This is a genomic window from Methylotenera sp. (genome assembly GCF_030653755.1).
In the GTDB taxonomy this organism is placed as follows: Bacteria; Pseudomonadota; Gammaproteobacteria; order Burkholderiales; family Methylophilaceae; genus Methylotenera.
Genome location: NZ_JAURYU010000028.1, coordinates 44968 through 61918, shown reverse-complemented (window position 1 = coordinate 61918; position 16951 = coordinate 44968). Strand labels below are relative to the sequence as shown.

Sequence of the window (16951 nt, the reverse complement as noted above, 5' to 3'; positions counted from 1 at the left end):
CAACTGGACCTATGTGTTCGGTTCAGGAGTGATGGACGCTTTGTATTTGGGACCAACTGTGATTGTGCATGAGGGCAAAAATGATGCGCAAAAGTGGTTAGATTTGATTCAAAAGCATCAGGCGACTATTTTTATTGGTGTACCAACCATCTATCGTCAGATTTTACAAAAAACGACCACCTCAAAAGAACAATTACCCAGCATGCGCCACTACATGAGCGCGGGTGAACACTTGTCAGATGAAGTGCTAAACCAATGGCGCGAACGTTTTGGTTTAGATATCTACGAAGCAGTAGGCATGAGTGAGTTTTCATACTACTTGTCACAAAGTAAATTCCGCCCAATTCGTGCAGGTTCAGCTGGATTTCCGCAACCTGGGCACGACATTCAGTTGTTAAATCCAGATACGCGTGAGCCCGTTGCAACAGGCGAAGAGGGCATGATTTGCGTGACAGATACAGACCCAGGCTTGTTTTTGCGCTATTGGAATTTAGATGAAGAAACAGCAAAATATAAGCATGATGGCTATTTTTTCACAGGAGATTATGCAAAATACGATGCTGATGGCTACATTTGGTTTCTAGGTCGCAAAGACGACATCATTAAAAGCTTTGGGTATCGTGTATCGCCCTATGAAATTGAGCGTGTGTACAAAGGGCACCCTGATGTGGCAGATTGCGCGGCAATTGGTGAGGAAATCGAAAAAGATAAACTACTCGTGGTGATCTATGTGATTTTGAAACCAGAAGTAAGCGTCACCCCAGATGATTTATTGCAGTTTGGTAAACAGCATCTTGCGGCTTATAAATCGCCAAAAACGGTTTATCTCGCAAAAGATTTCCCACGTACTAAGAATGGTAAAATCTTACGTAAAGATATTAACTCAACCATTGCGATAGCAAAATCAACACGATAAATCATACGATGACTAAGATTAAACAAGAGGATTTTATTGCGAGCATTGCAGATGCTTTGCAATATATTTCTTACTATCACCCAGCCGATTTTATCCAAGCATTAGCAGCCGCTTACGCGCAGGAAGAGTCGCCAGCGGCAAAAGATGCGATTGCGCAGATATTAACCAACTCACGTATGTGTGCAGAAGGTAAGCGTCCATTATGTCAGGATACTGGCATTGTGGTGGCATTTGTAAAAGTAGGTATGGGTGTGCATTTCGATACTGAGCTTTCATTGGAACAGATGGTGAATGAAGGCGTACGTCGTGCTTATTTGTTACCTGAAAATAAGCTGCGCGCTTCGATTGTGAGTGACCCAGCGGGTAAGCGTGTAAATACCAAAGACAATACGCCTGCTGTAGTACATGTTGAGTTGGTGGCAGGCGATAAAGTTGAAGTAAGCATTGCGGCTAAAGGTGGCGGTAGTGAAAATAAAGCAAAACTTGCCATGCTTAACCCGAATGACAGCATTGTTGATTGGATATTAGAAGTAGTACCAACCATGGGCGCTGGCTGGTGCCCGCCTGGTATGCTGGGTATTGGCATCGGCGGTACGGCCGAGAAAGCCATGCTGTTAGCGAAAGAGTCATTGATGGCGCCTATTGATATGCATGAACTGAAAGCAAAAGGCGCACAAAATAAGATTGAAGCATTAAGGCTTGAGATATTTGAGAAGGTCAATAATCTAGGTGTAGGCGCGCAGGGCTTAGGCGGCCTAACTACTGTGTTGGATGTGAAAATATTAGACTATCCGACCCATGCCGCCAGCTTGCCTGTAGCGATTATTCCTAACTGTGCTGCCACTAGACATGTGCATTTTGAGTTAGATGGCAGTGGCCCAGCTGTGTTGGAGGCACCGAGTTTAGCGGATTGGCCTGATGTGAATTGGGCACCTAGCGAGCAGTCTTTACGGGTAAATCTTGATACGATTACCCAGCAAGAAATACAAGCTTGGCAGCCAGGGCAGACCTTGCTACTCAATGGCAAGCTGTTGACAGGTCGAGATGCTGCACATAAGCGTATGGTCACCATGCTGCAAAAAGGCGAAAAGCTGCCAATAGATTTTACTAACCGTTTTATTTATTACGTAGGCCCAGTAGATGCGGTCGGCGCTGAAGCGGTTGGTCCAGCAGGCCCGACCACAGCAACACGTATGGATGATTTTACAGAAACCATGTTGAGCCAAACTGGCTTGTTAGGCATGGTCGGCAAAGCTGAACGTGGTGAAGAAACGATAGCAACGATTGCTAAATACAAATCTGTTTATTTAACCGCGGTGGGTGGAGCAGCTTACTTGGTGAGCAAAGCCATTAAAAAAGCTGAAGTGTTAGCGTTTGCAGACTTAGGCATGGAAGCGATTTATGAGTTTACCGTGCAGGATATGCCAGTCACAGTCGCAGTGGATAGTCGCGGTAGCTCAGTACATACCACTGGCCCTGCGGAGTGGAAGCATAAAATCGCACAACGTAAAGCGTCAGACGAGGTGATGGTGATTCATCCAGTGAGTTAATAAGTGATAGACTGAATGTATTATGTTTTATGAGCGATGCTTTATGAATTATTACAATGAATTATTGCTGGGATTATCACTCTTAACTCATACTAAGGAGTAAGTTGATGAGGTCACAAATGACAAAACTTTTAATGTTGATAAGCTTAATGTTGGCATCGCATGTACATGCCGCCACTGTGCTTGATGTATTGACCGACACGCAGGGCAGATATACTGGCCCAACGGTTGAAGATAACGTAGTATCAATGGATACCGATAAAAACGGATTTGCGGATGCCAGCGAAGTGCGCGCCTTTTTAGAGCTAAAACATGGCAAGGGCTACGAGAGTGAAATCTTAGAAAGATTTGAAGCTTCGATTAAAGGCACTAGCTGTGGCACGCCTTTTGCAAGCACATTACATTTAACGAACTAGCTGACTTTTGATTTTGTAGGATGAGCGCATCGTAGCATGGTCACATCATGTAAATGCGTGAATCCTTACTCATGTATGAATCATCATTAAGTTAAGCTGGTTTATAATAAACACAATTTTATTTAACTAGAAATCTAAGCAGAAAATCGTTATGTTAAAAGCCTATGCAGCGCACGTGCAAGAACGTGCTTCACAACAACTTCCTCCACTACCATTATCAGCAGAACAAGTTGCACAACTTGTAGAGCTGCTTAAAAATCCACCAGCAGGTGAAGAAAAAACACTGGTAGATTTGCTCGAAAATCGCGTCCCAGCGGGTGTGGACCAAGCTGCCTATGTGAAAGCGGCCTTTTTATCAGACATTGCGAATGGCAAAGCAGTATCACCATTAGTCAGTGCTGAAAAAGCGGTTGCATTATTAGGTACCATGCTTGGTGGCTACAATGTGCAAGCATTGGTAGGGTTGTTAGATTTATCTGCGACTAACCCACCCATGGCGGACGCCGCTGTTAAAGCCTTATCTCAAACGATTCTCATGTTTGATGCCTTCCATGATGTCGATGAAAAAATGAAAGCAGGCAATGTGCATGCTAAAAAACTCATCGAGTCTTGGTCAAATGCTGAATGGTTTACCAATGCGCCAATCTTGGCAGACGAAATTAAAGTTGTTGTGTTTAAAGTAGATGGTGAAACCAATACTGATGATTTGAGCCCAGCGCAAGAAGCGTGGAGCCGCCCAGATATTCCATTGCATGCAAAAGCAATGCTGGTGAATAAAATGCCAGAAGGTTTAAAAACCATTGAAATACTCAAACAAAAAGGCTTGCCAATTGCCTATGTAGGTGACGTGGTCGGTACTGGTTCTTCACGTAAGTCAGCCATCAACTCAGTGCAATGGTTTATGGGTAATGACATTCCTAATATTCCAAATAAACGCACTGGCGGGGTCATTTTAGGCACCAAAATAGCGCCAATTTTCTTTAACACCGCAGAAGACTCAGGCGCGATGCCGATTCAATGTGATGTGTCAAAAATGCAAATGGGTGACGTGATCACGATTAAACCTTATGCAGGACAGGTATTAAATGCACAAGGCGAGGTGATTAGCACGTTTGAACTAGCACCAACCACCATGCCAGACGAAGTACGTGCTGGCGGCCGTATTCCATTGATTATTGGGCGTGGTTTAACCACTAATGCGCGTCATGCGCTAGGTTTGCCAGCATCAGATTTATTTATTCAATCCATCGCACCAAAAGACACTGGTAAAGGCTACACGCTGGCGCAAAAAATGGTGGGTAGAGCTTGTGGTTTGCCTGAAGGTACTGGCGTGCGCCCAGGTGCCTATTGTGAGCCTAAGGCCACAACGGTTGGTTCACAAGATACGACTGGCGGCATGACGCGTGATGAGCTTAAAGAGTTGGCGTGTTTAGGTTTCAGTGCTGATTTAGTGATGCAAAGCTTCTGCCACACAGCCGCTTATCCAAAACCAGTGGACATTAAACTACAACACAGCTTGCCAGAGTTTATGAGCAGCCGTGGTGGCGTTAGCTTGCGCCCAGGTGATGGTGTGATTCACTCATGGTTAAATCGCATGGTGTTGCCTGATACTGTTGGCACTGGCGGTGACTCACATACACGTTTCCCAATCGGTATTTCATTCCCTGCTGGTTCTGGCTTAGTGGCTTTTGCCGCCGCCATGGGTGTAATGCCGCTTGATATGCCAGAATCTGTCTTAGTGCGTTTTAAAGGTGAAATGCAACCCGGCATTACCTTGCGTGACTTAGTAAATGCAATTCCTTACGCTGCTATCCAAGAAGGTACTTTAACCGTTGGTAAACAAGGTAAAAAGAACGTATTTAACGGTCGAATCCTAGAGATTGAAGGCTTGCCAGATTTAAAAGTAGAGCAAGCGTTTGAATTTGCAGATGCTTCAGCTGAGCGCTCCGCTAACGGCTGTACTGTAAAATTGAATAAAGAGCCAGTGATTGAGTTCCTAACTTCAAATATCGTGTTGTTACAAAACATGATTGATAACGGCTACCAAGATCCACGCACATTGCAACGCCGTATCGCCAGCATGCAAGCTTGGTTGGCTAAGCCTGAGTTATTAGAGGCTGATAAAGATGCTGAGTACGCACATGTGATTGAAATTGATCTCAATACGATTACTGAGCCATTAGTCGCTTGCCCGAATGACCCAGATGACATCAAACCATTAACAGCAGTGGTGGGCGATAAAATTGACGAAGTATTTATCGGCAGTTGTATGACGAATATCGGCCATTATCGCGCAGCAGCTAAAGTGTTAGAGGGTTCTGGTGGCATTCCAACACGTTTATGGATTGCACCACCGACCCGTATGGATGAAGCGCAATTGCGTGATGAAGGTGTCTATTCTGTATTCGGCGTAGCTGGTGCCAGAACAGAAGTGCCAGGTTGCTCACTATGCATGGGTAACCAAGCGCGTGTGGCAGATAAGGCGACCGTGTTTTCAACCAGTACGCGTAACTTTGATAACCGTATGGGTAAAGATGCGCGCGTTTATTTGGGCTCAGCTGAGTTGGCGGCGGTTTGTGCTAAATTGGGTCGTATGCCGACGCATGCAGAGTATTTGGAGACTGTAGGCAATAAACTTGCTAATACGGCTGAAATCTACAAATACCTGAATTTTGATCAAATGACGGATTACACGCCATCTTTGGAAGCACTTTCTAATGGTAAAAAAGTCATTCCGATTGCTGAGGCTGTTTGAAGTATTAATCTTTAATTACATTTGAAATCATTAGCCATGCTAGTTTGACACAAGGATATTGGTCAAATAGTATGGCCGATTTACGTTAGGCTCAAATAAAGTAACGGTATGATTTGGTTGATTTCAGCAAATGGAAAAATGTACGACCACGCAGGCTCATTCGCTCATTACGGGTCGATTGATTGGCGTCAAGGCAATTCCAAATACAGCATTGGCGATATTGTTTACATATACTGTACATCGCCAATTCAAAGAGTTAGATACAAGTGCCGAGTAACGGCAATTGACAAAAACTCATCAGAAATTCGAGATGATAAAGACTATTGGATTAACAAAGAAGAATATGAAAAGTCCTTAGATGGTAAGTTTCTCAATCTTGAACTAATTGAAGAGGTGGACTCAGAAAAGTTATCTCTTCCTTTTCTCCAAGAACATGGCCTAAAAGCTGCGCCTCAAGGCCCGATAAAGGTAAATGAAGCTCTTGAGTCATATATTTCATCAATTTTTAGCACAGCAAACGATGAATTTTTCCCAGAAACAATTGAATCTTCTCCCGAAATATTTGAAGGAATAAAAAAGCAAGTTTCTGTCAACAAATACGAACGCAGTTCTATTGCAAGAGCAAAGTGTATAGAGGCACACGGTCATTCATGCAAAATATGTAATTTTAGTTTTGAAGAAATTTATGGAGAACTTGGTAAAGATTTCATACACGTACACCATATCACCCCGATTCACAGTATTGGAAAAAACTACAAAATTGACTATGTGAATGACTTAATACCAGTTTGTACAAATTGCCATGCAATGCTTCACAGGCAAATTAATGGCAAATATCTCACCATTCAAGAACTCATCAAACTGATTAGCTAACAAGCCCCGTAGCCTTGTAGAGTGGCAACTTTTTTGCCCACGTACCCCCTCGCTAGCCCTGTAGGGTGGGCAAGTTGTTTGCCCACGCAACTCTAATCCGCACTAGCTAGCTTGTCGGTCTCGCCCGACAGGCGAGTTTCTTTCTTTTGTGTAGCCAAAAGAAAGAAACCAAAGAAAAGGCTACCCCATGCAGCTTGATTCCTTCGTTGCTTAGATTTAATGGGCAGCAAGCGGAAACTCGCTTTGCTCAAACAGCCGCTAGCTGAAAACCCCCATTAAACCTAAGCAACGAAGGCGCTGCAACAGGGGAATGGCTGGGGTAAGCCTGTAGCCCTGTAGGGTCTGTCACTTGTGACCCACGCGGTTGCACCGTAAATTATCTAGTCATAAGTGAATTACCACTATCGCATCACAAGCTATTTCGATTTGCTATTGCTAACGCACTTGCAAAGTCGTAGGTGAGCATGGCTGATTACTTTGGGTTTAGCAATTATCGAAAACACGGTTCAATGCTAAAATCATTCCATCCTAAACTACCTTGATTATCTCATGGACGAAAAACACATTTTTGATAGTGATATCATTAAGCCGCCGAAGCGTGACGCATGGAAATGGATGCTGCCGCTTAGCATTGTGTTGGTCGTGGTGGTTTTCGCCGCTTGGCACTTCGGCTGGGATGCAAAAGCAGTTACCGCGGGCATTTTGTTATTTGGCGTTGTCTCTAATGTATTTGTCTGGTTGCTAGGTGTGATTGGCTTAGTGCCTGTCATCGGTCCATTGGTAGTGAAGGTGCTAAGCCTATCCATCATTTGGTTGTTAAATGCGATAGGTTACATTGTTTCATTTGTCGCCATTAAGCGCGGTTATTCAAAAGATGTGCTCACCTACCGTGGGCTTACCATTGCATTAATTATCGGCATTATCATCGGTTATGTGCTTGGCCATTTTTTATAGGCTTGATTGTTAATCGTATGAACATATTAATGAATGCGTCTTGGATGCAAGCAGGGCTACAACGCGTACGCAGACTCACTGACTTTTTACCTGCGGTGTTCTTTGTGGCAGGTTTTGTGTGGGATGCTTTGACGATAGGTCGCAACGTTGCCGCCTTGGATTTATGGATATTTGCTGGGTACTTACTTTGCGCGGCATTGATTCTCTATTTAATCGGCCGACCTATAGCAATCGTAAATAGTGAGCGTAAGTTAGTGTCGGTTCTTAAAAGGCATTACACACCACGGCTACCTTATTTTTTACTTCAGTTCTTGTTTGGTAGCCTTTTCAGCGCCTTATTTATCTTATATTTTAAGAGTTCCAGCCATTGGCTTGCATGGATAATGTCTCTGTTTTTGGCGATGTTGCTGGTCGCCAATGAGTTTTTAGAGAGTGAATATAAGCGCTTTACGCTAAGTTGGTCTATGTTCGGTTTGTGTGCAATGTTACTGTTTAACTTTGCATTGCCATTCATACTCGGTAGCATTCATCCCGTATGGTTTTATTTAAGCACTTTGCTCGGAGCTAGCCTCGCTTTTTGGCTCTATAAAAAAACGCCTAATCATTTAGGTAGTATTAAACCTGTGGCGGTAATTGCGGCATTTCTCATGATCGCTTATGCGGTTGATATGATTCCGCCTGTGCCTTTGGTCAAGCGTGATGTGGTGGTCGCATTTGAATTAGAAAAAGCTAATGGACAATATCGGTTAACGCAGCAAGCATCACCTTGGTGGATGGTTTGGCGTAACACCAGTAATCATTTGGCAATGGTGACGGGTCAGCGAGTCTATTGTTTTTCTTCGATATTCGCACCACCTGGCCTTGAAGCAAAACTGTATCATCGCTGGCAGTATTACAATAAAAAGCAAGGCTGGGTAACGCAATCACGCATTGGTTTTGATTTATCTGGTGGCCGTTATGCTGGGTTTAGAGGATACACTTACAAAAATAATTTAGCTGAGGGTGATTGGCGCGTCAGTGTAGAAACTGAAAACGAAAAGACGATTACCGTGCACAAGTTCACTGTTCAATATGTAGAAACAGCACCACAGCGTGTGGTGCTGCTTTATTAGTGAGTTAGTGCTCTCTTGGCTGAGAAGAGTGTGACATAAGCTTATCAATATAAGCAATGGCCACAGCAGAAAGCACAAAGGTCATATGAATGATTGTTTGCCAAATCAATACTTTATCGGACAAGTTTTGTGCATTAATAAAAGTTTTCAGCAAATGAATTGAAGAGATGCCGATAATAGCTGTAGCAAGCTTTACTTTCAACAGGTTGGCATTAACGTGAGAGAGCCAATCTGGTTCATCAGGGTGGCCTTCTAAGTTCAAGCGTGAAACAAAGGTCTCATACCCGCCAACTATCACCATAATCAGCAAGTTTGAAATCATCACTACGTCAATTAAGCCTAATACAATCAGCATAATATCCGCTTCAACAATCTTGTGTGCAGTTGATACTAAATGAATTAGTTCAACGCCAAAAAAGAACACATAGACAGCCTGCGCTACAATCAAGCCTAAATAAAGCGGTAGTTGTAACCAGCGGCTACCAAATAAAATATTGGTCATAATGCTACCTTGTTTATACACGGTCGCATGTTGTTTAGTTTTTTCTTGCATAGTATGTAAAAGCCTTTAAATAAATAACATAATTCCAATTCTAAACCATTCGTACGTTGTTACCTTCGGCTTGCCTTGGTACAGCAGTGTCTTCGCCTCGTCGCCTAGACACGAATGATTTAGAATTTGGAATAAAACGTGTGTATTGTAGCAGTTTGAATGCGTATTTTTTTATTCAATCTGGCTGTCTAAAGTGAAATTTGCCGTTTCATCAAGCGCAAGTAGGTCTGTTAAAATTGGCATCGCTTCAGCTAAGGTTTTAGGTAAGGTCCATGGCGGGTTGATGATAAATAATCCGCTGCCATACATGCCAAAGCCTTCTTCTGAAGGCGCTTCAATAGATAAGGTCACATGTAGCCAGTCTGCTACACCTAGTGCTAATAAGTCATCTAACATTTCAGCTGGTTCTGGGCGCTGTAGTAACGGATACCAAACGATATAGGTGCCAGTAGAAAATCGTTTTAAACTATCTTTAATGGCTTCTACTACATATAGATAATCTTGTTTATCTTCATAAGGTGGGTCTATCAATACCACTGCACGCCGCGGTGGTGGAGGTAAGCACGACTTTAGACCTTTAAAGCCATTTTGCATTTCAACTTTAACTTGTTTGCCAAAGCCCTCAAAGTTTTCTGATAGCAGTGTGTGATCGTTAGGGTGCAACTCAAATAGGCGCATTCTGTCATCTGCACGCATATATGATTCAGCAACCATAGGTGAGCCAGGGTACAAACTCAGCGCACTAGCAGTGTTAAATGACTGAATCTGTGCAACGTAATCTGCTAAAGATTGTGGTAAGTTTTTAGCCGATAATAGTTTGCTAATCCCTTCTTCAAACTCTTGGTTTTGTGTCGCGTAGCCATCTTGCAGGCTATACATGCCAGCACCAGCATGTGTATCAATGTACCAGAATGGTTTGTCTTTTTGTTTGGTGTGGGCAAGCACTAGGCCTAATACGTAGTGCTTAAGCACATCGGCATGGTTGCCTGCATGAAATGCGTGGCGATAACTGAGCATAGAATGATTAAAAATAGTGATAAGCCGACATTATCCCAGATTTTTGGGTTAGCATTTAGCTTATGAATACATCCACTCAAAACAACCATGATGATCACGATCATTATTTTATTCCATTTTTACTCATTCTGATTTTTGCTATTGTAGAAGCCGTTGGTAGTTGGTACACGGGTTCGCTAGCACTTTTAAGTGATGCTGGGCATATGTTCTCTGATGTTGCCGCGCTAGGGCTGGCATGGATGGCATCTGTCATGAGCAAAAAGCCTAACGTTGCGCGACATCACTCTGGAGTCAGTTATGCTGAGTTGGTCGTTTCAGTCATCAATGCGATGACCATGTTGCTGGTGATTATTTTTATCGTGATAGAGGCAATTTCTAGGTTTAAACAGCCTCATCATGTGCAAGGCTTTGGTTTAATTGTTATCGCAAGTATCGGGCTAATTGTTAATCTAGTTGTTGCTAAGCAATTACATCACCAAGCACATGAGCATGGTGAAAGCTTAAATAATAGTGCGGCTTTTCTCCATGTGTTAGGTGATTTATTGGGTTCTGTAGCCGCAGTAGTGGCTGGATTAGTGATTTACTTTACAGGCTGGATGCTGATTGATCCTATTTTGTCATTATTCATTTCATTATTGTTATTGATGCTGACATTTAATTTAATGCGCGACATTTTGTTAACACTAAAAGGTCAACTGACTAAATATCACCAACATGCGCACGACCATCACCACGAGCATGGTCATCAGCACGACCATGTTCATTAGGCTGATTAATTGCAGATAGTCGGCTGGTTGGCTTTGTAAGCAGCGTTGGGTATCGCACTTATAGTAGACTGGATGAAGTGATCATTAAGAAAATCTGTGGTGCGTATCAAGTGTCTGAGAGATGCACTAAATTTTTGTAAACTAAAGGAGAATAAACCATGCCATACGTGAATATTAAATTAGCAGGGGAAGTAAGCCGCGAGCAAAAAGCGCAAATCGCTAAAGAAATTACCGAGACATTAGAGCGTGTTGCACATAAACCAAAATCTTACACCTACATCACCTTTGAAGAAGTTGCTTATGAAGATTGGGCGATAGCAGGCGAGTTGTTGGATGCCTAGATTTTAAGCCAAGATATTAGAGGTTTATTGAGAAATGTACTTTAGTTTGCATACATCTTGTTTAAATTATCATGTATATTCTTACCCGCTCAAATGAAATGGGCATATTTTTTTAATGATTAACATTTTGAGGTTTTTATGAGTAAATTTTTTACAGCAATGTTGGTTTCATTGTTTGCGTTTACCAACCAAGCATCTGCTGCGATTGACGAAACAATCCGTTTGAAAGAAACCATTGAAATTAATGCGCCAGCTGACAAAGTATGGGAAAAAATTGGTAGTTTTGCCGATATGAGCTGGCACCCAGCGATTGCTAAAACTGAAATCACTAGCGGTAAAGCCGATGAAGTTGGCGCTACGCGTGTATTAACTACACAAGATGGTGGCAAAATTAATGAAGTGCTCACTAGTTTTGATGCTGGAAGTAAAACAATGAAATACGAAATCACAGAGAGCGTATTACCAGTGCGTGAGTATGGTGCTACTTTAAAGATTAAAGAAAGTGCTGACGGTAAAACGAGCGTTGTTTGGAGCGCAAACTTTAAACGTAAAGACCCAGCTAACCCAGGCGCGGCTGGTCAAGATGATGCTGCAGCTAAAGCGGCAATTTTGGGTATTTTCAAATCAGGTTTAGAAAATATTAAAAAAATCTCAGAATAACTCGCTTCAGTAGTAACAGTGACGGTTAATATTCATCTTGTTATATATACCGTCACTGGTTTAAGCCAATTCAATTAATGGGCTGTTAAAATACGCTCATGTTCGACCCTAAACCCATCTTAAAGAACTTACCTAATTTGCCGGGCGTTTATCGCATGATTAACGCGAGTGACGAGGTCATTTACGTCGGTAAAGCCAAAGATATCAAGAAACGCGTTTCCTCTTATTTTAATAAGAACCTGCCAAGCCCGCGTACGCGGATGATGGTCAGCAATATCGTACGCATAGAAACAACAGTGACGCGCAGTGAAGCTGAAGCTCTGCTACTAGAAAACAACCTGATTAAGGGCTTGATGCCACGGTACAACGTGTTGTTTCGTGATGATAAATCGTACCCCTACATTACCCTGACAGGAGATGAGTATTCACGGTTAGCATTTCATCGTGGCTCGCAACGAAAGGGTAATCAGTATTTCGGACCATTTCCCAACTCAGTCGCCGTGCGTGAAAGTATTCAACTACTGCAAAAGGTGTTTAAGTTACGCACTTGTGAAAATACCGTATTTGCCAATCGTAGCCGTCCATGTCTACAGCATCAGATAGAGCGTTGCACGGCCCCCTGTGTAGGTTTTATCTCGGCAGATGATTATCGCAATGATGTGCATCAGGCCGCGATGTTCTTGCAGGGTAAAACAACAGAAGTAATGGATACCATCGCAGAACAAATGAATGTAGCCGCAACTAATCAAGATTATGAGCTAGCTGCCGTGTTTAGAGATCGTATTCAGGCGTTACGTCAAGTGCAGGCTAAACAGTTTGTCAGTGATTTTAATGTATCAGATGCTGATGTGATTGCTTGTACTGAGCTTCAAGGGCAGCATTGTATTAATTTGGTGATGATACGTGGCGGGCGGCATTTGGGTGATAGAAGCTATATGCCAAAGAATTCCGAAGGTGAAACTTTGGAAACCAGCATGGAAGCCTTTTTAACGCAGCATTATGTTGCGCAAAATACACCGCCACTTATTGTGGTTGGCATTAAAATTGAAACAGACCTGATTGAAGAAGTGTTGAGCGAGCAAGCGGAGCGTAAAGTAAAAATCAATACTAATCCGATTGGCGATAAACGCGTATGGCTGAAAATGGCACAAACAAATGCAGAGTTAGCACTAAGTCAACGCGCTGCAACCTCTGCTAATCAGGCTGCTAAGCTGATTGCGTTGCGAGAGGCACTGAACCTGCCTGACAGTACAGAGCGTATGGAATGTTTTGATATTAGCCACACCATGGGTGAAGCCACCGTCGCCAGTTGCGTTGTATTTGACCGTGGAGATATGCAGAATAGTGAATATCGACGCTATAACATCACAGGCATCACCCCTGGTGATGATTACGCAGCGATGCGAGACGTACTGACTAGACGTTATAAGAAAGTAGCGGCGGGTGAAGGTAAGCGTCCAGACTTGGTGTTTATCGATGGTGGTAAAGGTCAGCTAGGCGTGGCGATTGACGTCATGGCTGAAGTCGGGCTGGATGATATTTTACTAGTAGGTATTGCTAAAGGTGAAGATCGTAAACCAGGTTTAGAAACCATGATATTTTCAGATACTGGTGAAATGATTAACTTGGAAAAAGACAACAAAGGTTTACATTTGTTGCAACAGATACGAGATGAAGCTCATCGATTTGCCATTACAGGCCACCGTGCTAAGCGCGCTAAAGCGAGATTGCACTCGAGCTTAGAAGATATTGAAGGGATTGGTGCTAAGCGCCGTAAAGCGCTTTTAACGCGTTTTGGCGGTTTAGATGGCGTAAAAAATGCTAGTATTGACGAACTTGCCAATGTTGAAGGTATTAGCCAAAGTTTGGCTGAGAAAATATATGGTGAATTGCATTAAAGTAGTTGGTAATTAGTAATTGGCAATTGATGAGAATTAGTATTTTTTGAGATTAACTATATGACTTGTAATATCCCAACAATGCTGACATGGCTTCGTATCTTGTTGATACCAGTATTTGTCATTATTTTTTATTTACCCACAAATCCGCAAGATTTTGGCGCTATACCCGCACATTGGGTTAATTTAACGGCGACTGTTATTTTTGCAGTCGCTGCGTTCACGGATTGGCTTGATGGCTACTTGGCGCGGAAACTAAACCAAACCTCTTCGTTCGGGGCTTTTTTAGACCCAGTTGCTGATAAGTTAATGGTAGCGGCGGCATTGATAGTATTGGTCGAGTTTGAGCGCGTAGGTGCTGTTATCGCCTTAATTATTATTGGCCGTGAAATTGCGATTAGTGCATTGCGTGAGTGGATGGCAGGTGAAGGGCAGCGTAGCAGCGTAGGTGTTGCCATGATCGGTAAAGTGAAAACAGCCGTGCAAATGATAGCAATTTTATTTCTATTGTATTGGGATGGTATTGTGGTGGCGAATGTCGGCACGTTCCCCACAAAATTATTTGGGCAGGTGTTAATTGTCATCGCTGCATTTTTAACATTGCTATCAATGGCTTATTATTTGCGCGCCGCAATGCCAAAAATAAACCGACAATAATTTAATGAAAAATGCGCATCAAGTACTTGACGATATCCTCAAACCCTCTATAATGGCGCCTGTCTTAACGACACGCGGGAATAGCTCAGCTGGTAGAGCGCAACCTTGCCAAGGTTGAGGTCGCGAGTTCGAGTCTCGTTTCCCGCTCCAAATAATAAACGGCGAATGCTTAAATGCTTCGCCGTTTTAGTTTTAAAAAGTATGCCTCTTTGGTTTTATCATCAATGAATGTACTTCTGTTGTATGGTATATAATGCCAATATTGGCGCGATAGCAAAGCGGTTATGCCGCGGCCTGCAAAGCCGTTTAGGCCGGTTCGACTCCGGCTCGCGCCTCCAGTGTTTTGTAGTGGTTTTTGTATTAATTTGGCAGTTTTAATTGGTTTTAGTCAGGCGGGAATAGCTCAGCTGGTAGAGCGCAACCTTGCCAAGGTTGAGGTCGCGAGTTCGAGTCTCGTTTCCCGCTCCAAATATTAAAAAACGGCGAATACAGTGATGTGTTCGCCGTTTTTTTATGCAGTTAAACATTAGGTTTTTTTTTAATGTTTTTATTATAAATAATGACTGTTAAAGCCTATTAGGCGTTATTCAAATTCGCGATATTTCAGTCACAACATTTTTTTGATTGATGTATTTAGTGCTACGTCGATATGCATTAAAAATGGCTAATGTTAAACTACGAACAGTCTTAACGTTAAACTCCTCCTCTATGAATGAAAAACATATCAACCCAGCAGATGAAGTGATGTGCCATTGTAGTGGAACGACGCGTGCTGAAATGCAACGCCTATTCGAACAAGGCATGGACATGGACGCTATCTCCAGATGGACTGGGGCACTCTCAGGCTGTGGTGGCTGTGAGTGGGATGTCGCAGCATTTTTAAAGGAATTGTCTGAGCAAGGTGAGCGTAGTATTTGAAGTTTGCTGAAACAGATTTAAAGTTGATTTTAATCATTACGCCTTCATTAGTTAACACCTTTATCGATTCGTCTGTTTGCAAATAAAGTGCCGATTACTCTTATTGTAATGGCACGATGACGACACTGTGTATCGTCCAATGCTGGTCACCACCTGATTTTGCTTTTGAGCATCCTAGTGGGGTTGCTTCTGAATTAGGTAGTAGTATTTGTTTAGTATGATCGGGTGTCTGAACACTCATAAACCATCGATCAATCCATACATGTAAAGTGTAGTTTGTATTTGTATTTTTAATAGAAATTAGTTTGCCATCACTGATTGAACAATCGGCAGTTTCTGTTGCTAGAAATTGCACCTCTTGAGTCAGCGTGGTTTTATTTTCTTCACCAGCAATTAACTGTGTTGTATGAATAATACTTAAACAGCTAATCAGGATAGCCGTTGCTTTTGTTAACATGCTGATCACCCCAACTAAAATCTTATGAACTCTGCCGAGCTTAAATCTATAGGATTAGTTTTTTTTCTTATTGAGCTGGTATATCCAATACTTTGCACATATTGATCAGTACGGTTAATGATGTGTGTAAACGTAGTGTCAATTTCATTTATTTGCTCGCTTGTGCAATTGGCGTTGAAGTGATGAGTATCATTTGATGGGTTGATGAGTTTAAATCGTGCCATTTCAATATTGTGAGCGGCATCATATAAATGCTTTGGTGAGATGGTTTTTGTGAACTTGAACTCGTTCTCACCCCCATACGCGCTAACAAGCATAGTGTGCAAGCTCGTGATTAAGGGAAGGATACGGTCGCCTTGATATTGTTCATTGAAGCTTAATGATAATGCATCGACAGATTGTGATTGTCTGATTGCATCGAATTTCCAGCCAAAAGGACCTTCAAATACCCATTGGACTAGCTCCTCTGCGCTTACTTGTGTGCTTTTTAATAAGTCTTTTTGATTGCATTGATATAGCTGTAACATCAATTTTTTGAGGTCATCACTTTGTAGTTTGAATGCATCGCTAGCCTTTGGTGCGATAGGCAATAAATGATGTACTTTAGCTTTTTTAGCGGTGTTTTCCTGTTTTGTGTGTTCTGCAGCTAGGCATACCTGACTAGTCAGACATAGTGTGGTGAGTGCAGCTAAGCAGCGTATGGTCATGGTGAGTATTTTCAAGCATCTTGTTCTGCGAAATGTCGATTGATTTCCGTTGTGTCGAAATCTCTCCATTGTTGCAGGCTTTCTTCAAATGATTGGCTAGGCATGACACCAACAATGCCATCAATCACGATTTGATTTTTAATGGCAAGTACGCATGGTATTTGTTCAATATTAAAGTAAGAAGCAATTTCCTCATTGGTGTCTGTTTCCAACATGCAGAACATCACATCTGGATGTTTTAAAGCTACATTTTCAAAAGTATTTCTGAACATTAAACATGGTTCGCACCATTGTGCCCAGAAGTCGATAACGACAAAATAGTTGGATTCAATCACTGTTTTGAAGTTATCTTGTGTCAGATTAGTAATTGCCATGTTGATAGGCTGCCTAATTGGTTAGT

18 protein-coding genes and 3 tRNA genes are annotated in these 16951 nt (G+C 42.4%); 16 read left to right on the top strand and 5 right to left on the bottom strand.

Translation table 11 applies throughout. The features are described 5' to 3' along the window. The 7 genes from Q7U33_RS05950 to Q7U33_RS05920 form a co-directional block, all read left to right on the top strand. Positions 1–916: fatty acid--CoA ligase family protein (locus Q7U33_RS05950; protein ID WP_304858707.1), on the top strand; the 916-nt coding region annotated here is incomplete at its 5' end. A gap of 8 nt (positions 917–924) precedes the next feature. After that, positions 925–2466 carry a fumarate hydratase gene (locus tag Q7U33_RS05945; protein WP_304858706.1) on the top strand — a complete coding sequence of 514 codons (1542 nt, stop codon included), beginning with the start codon at positions 925–927 and terminating at the stop codon, positions 2464–2466. Between the two features lie 119 nt (positions 2467–2585). Next, positions 2586–2882, top strand: coding sequence for a hypothetical protein (locus Q7U33_RS05940; RefSeq protein WP_304858705.1), 297 nt, complete (start codon positions 2586–2588; stop codon positions 2880–2882). A 151-nt stretch (positions 2883–3033) separates the two neighbouring features. Then, a complete protein-coding gene (gene acnB, locus Q7U33_RS05935; protein ID WP_304858704.1) occupies positions 3034–5637 on the top strand; it encodes a bifunctional aconitate hydratase 2/2-methylisocitrate dehydratase in 2604 nt (867 codons plus the stop codon). A 108-nt stretch (positions 5638–5745) separates the two neighbouring features. After that, positions 5746–6510 carry an HNH endonuclease gene (locus tag Q7U33_RS05930; protein WP_304858703.1) on the top strand — a complete coding sequence of 255 codons (765 nt, stop codon included), beginning with the start codon at positions 5746–5748 and terminating at the stop codon, positions 6508–6510. 549 nt (positions 6511–7059) lie between these two features. Beyond that, positions 7060–7464 (top strand): hypothetical protein, encoded by a 405-nt coding sequence (locus Q7U33_RS05925; RefSeq protein ID WP_304858702.1) that lies wholly within the window; start codon positions 7060–7062, stop codon positions 7462–7464. Between the two features lie 17 nt (positions 7465–7481). Continuing rightward, entirely contained in the window at positions 7482–8576 is a 1095-nt protein-coding gene (locus Q7U33_RS05920; protein ID WP_304858701.1) for a DUF2914 domain-containing protein, read from the top strand. A gap of 4 nt (positions 8577–8580) precedes the next feature. Here Q7U33_RS05920 and Q7U33_RS05915 read toward each other — a convergent pair whose 3' ends face one another. Continuing rightward, on the bottom strand, positions 8581–9129 hold the full coding sequence (locus Q7U33_RS05915; protein WP_304858700.1) for a TIGR00645 family protein: 549 nt from the start codon (positions 9127–9129) through the stop codon (positions 8581–8583). Positions 9130–9300: 171 nt separating this feature from the next. Further along, positions 9301–10146, bottom strand: coding sequence for a 23S rRNA (adenine(2030)-N(6))-methyltransferase RlmJ (locus tag Q7U33_RS05910; RefSeq protein WP_304858699.1), 846 nt, complete (start codon positions 10144–10146; stop codon positions 9301–9303). A 62-nt stretch (positions 10147–10208) separates the two neighbouring features. Here Q7U33_RS05910 and Q7U33_RS05905 point away from each other — a divergent pair, with 62 nt between their 5' ends. The 9 genes from Q7U33_RS05905 to Q7U33_RS05865 all read left to right on the top strand — a co-directional run bounded on the left by Q7U33_RS05905 (position 10209) and on the right by Q7U33_RS05865 (position 15387). Continuing rightward, positions 10209–10913: a cation diffusion facilitator family transporter gene (locus tag Q7U33_RS05905; RefSeq protein ID WP_304858698.1), complete on the top strand. Its 705-nt coding sequence runs from the start codon at positions 10209–10211 to the stop codon at positions 10911–10913. A 158-nt stretch (positions 10914–11071) separates the two neighbouring features. After that, a complete protein-coding gene (locus Q7U33_RS05900; RefSeq protein ID WP_304858697.1) occupies positions 11072–11254 on the top strand; it encodes a 4-oxalocrotonate tautomerase family protein in 183 nt (60 codons plus the stop codon). 138 nt (positions 11255–11392) lie between these two features. Next, positions 11393–11914 (top strand): SRPBCC family protein, encoded by a 522-nt coding sequence (locus Q7U33_RS05895; RefSeq protein WP_304858695.1) that lies wholly within the window; start codon positions 11393–11395, stop codon positions 11912–11914. A gap of 98 nt (positions 11915–12012) precedes the next feature. Then, a complete protein-coding gene (uvrC, locus tag Q7U33_RS05890; protein WP_304858694.1) occupies positions 12013–13812 on the top strand; it encodes an excinuclease ABC subunit UvrC in 1800 nt (599 codons plus the stop codon). Between the two features lie 60 nt (positions 13813–13872). After that, positions 13873–14469 (top strand): CDP-diacylglycerol--glycerol-3-phosphate 3-phosphatidyltransferase, encoded by a 597-nt coding sequence (gene pgsA / locus Q7U33_RS05885; protein ID WP_304858692.1) that lies wholly within the window; start codon positions 13873–13875, stop codon positions 14467–14469. Between the two features lie 74 nt (positions 14470–14543). Next, positions 14544–14619: transfer RNA gene (locus tag Q7U33_RS05880), tRNA-Gly, on the top strand. 114 nt (positions 14620–14733) lie between these two features. Continuing rightward, positions 14734–14807: transfer RNA gene (locus tag Q7U33_RS05875), tRNA-Cys, on the top strand. A 54-nt stretch (positions 14808–14861) separates the two neighbouring features. Continuing rightward, positions 14862–14937 (top strand) — tRNA-Gly (locus Q7U33_RS05870). 240 nt (positions 14938–15177) lie between these two features. Beyond that, complete coding sequence (locus tag Q7U33_RS05865) at positions 15178–15387, top strand: (2Fe-2S)-binding protein (RefSeq protein WP_304858711.1); 210 nt, start codon at positions 15178–15180, stop codon at positions 15385–15387. A 100-nt stretch (positions 15388–15487) separates the two neighbouring features. Here Q7U33_RS05865 and Q7U33_RS05860 read toward each other — a convergent pair whose 3' ends face one another. The 3 genes from Q7U33_RS05860 to Q7U33_RS05850 are packed head-to-tail and all read right to left on the bottom strand — an operon-like array spanning position 15488 to position 16925. Continuing rightward, on the bottom strand, positions 15488–15844 hold the full coding sequence (locus tag Q7U33_RS05860) for a hypothetical protein (protein WP_304858691.1): 357 nt from the start codon (positions 15842–15844) through the stop codon (positions 15488–15490). 14 nt (positions 15845–15858) lie between these two features. Then, a complete protein-coding gene (locus Q7U33_RS05855) occupies positions 15859–16551 on the bottom strand; it encodes a hypothetical protein (protein WP_304858690.1) in 693 nt (230 codons plus the stop codon). An 11-nt stretch (positions 16552–16562) separates the two neighbouring features. Then, on the bottom strand, positions 16563–16925 hold the full coding sequence (locus Q7U33_RS05850) for a co-chaperone YbbN (protein WP_304858689.1): 363 nt from the start codon (positions 16923–16925) through the stop codon (positions 16563–16565). Between the last annotated feature and the right edge of the window lie 26 nt (positions 16926–16951).

Coding starts and splice junctions, on each gene's coding strand:
- Q7U33_RS05945 (WP_304858706.1), top strand. CDS start 925: ATGACTAAGATTAAACAAGAGGATTTTATTGCGAGCATTGCAGATGCT.
- Q7U33_RS05905 (WP_304858698.1), top strand. CDS start 10,209: ATGAATACATCCACTCAAAACAACCATGATGATCACGATCATTATTTT.
- Q7U33_RS05850 (WP_304858689.1), bottom strand. CDS start 16,925: ATGGCAATTACTAATCTGACACAAGATAACTTCAAAACAGTGATTGAA.
- Q7U33_RS05860 (WP_304858691.1), bottom strand. CDS start 15,844: ATGTTAACAAAAGCAACGGCTATCCTGATTAGCTGTTTAAGTATTATT.
- Q7U33_RS05910 (WP_304858699.1), bottom strand. CDS start 10,146: ATGCTCAGTTATCGCCACGCATTTCATGCAGGCAACCATGCCGATGTG.
- Q7U33_RS05920 (WP_304858701.1), top strand. CDS start 7,482: ATGAACATATTAATGAATGCGTCTTGGATGCAAGCAGGGCTACAACGC.
- acnB (WP_304858704.1), top strand. CDS start 3,034: ATGTTAAAAGCCTATGCAGCGCACGTGCAAGAACGTGCTTCACAACAA.
- Q7U33_RS05895 (WP_304858695.1), top strand. CDS start 11,393: ATGAGTAAATTTTTTACAGCAATGTTGGTTTCATTGTTTGCGTTTACC.
- uvrC (WP_304858694.1), top strand. CDS start 12,013: ATGTTCGACCCTAAACCCATCTTAAAGAACTTACCTAATTTGCCGGGC.
- Q7U33_RS05940 (WP_304858705.1), top strand. CDS start 2,586: ATGACAAAACTTTTAATGTTGATAAGCTTAATGTTGGCATCGCATGTA.
- Q7U33_RS05930 (WP_304858703.1), top strand. CDS start 5,746: ATGATTTGGTTGATTTCAGCAAATGGAAAAATGTACGACCACGCAGGC.
- Q7U33_RS05865 (WP_304858711.1), top strand. CDS start 15,178: ATGAATGAAAAACATATCAACCCAGCAGATGAAGTGATGTGCCATTGT.
- Q7U33_RS05915 (WP_304858700.1), bottom strand. CDS start 9,129: ATGCAAGAAAAAACTAAACAACATGCGACCGTGTATAAACAAGGTAGC.
- Q7U33_RS05855 (WP_304858690.1), bottom strand. CDS start 16,551: ATGACCATACGCTGCTTAGCTGCACTCACCACACTATGTCTGACTAGT.
- Q7U33_RS05900 (WP_304858697.1), top strand. CDS start 11,072: ATGCCATACGTGAATATTAAATTAGCAGGGGAAGTAAGCCGCGAGCAA.
- pgsA (WP_304858692.1), top strand. CDS start 13,873: ATGACTTGTAATATCCCAACAATGCTGACATGGCTTCGTATCTTGTTG.
- Q7U33_RS05925 (WP_304858702.1), top strand. CDS start 7,060: ATGGACGAAAAACACATTTTTGATAGTGATATCATTAAGCCGCCGAAG.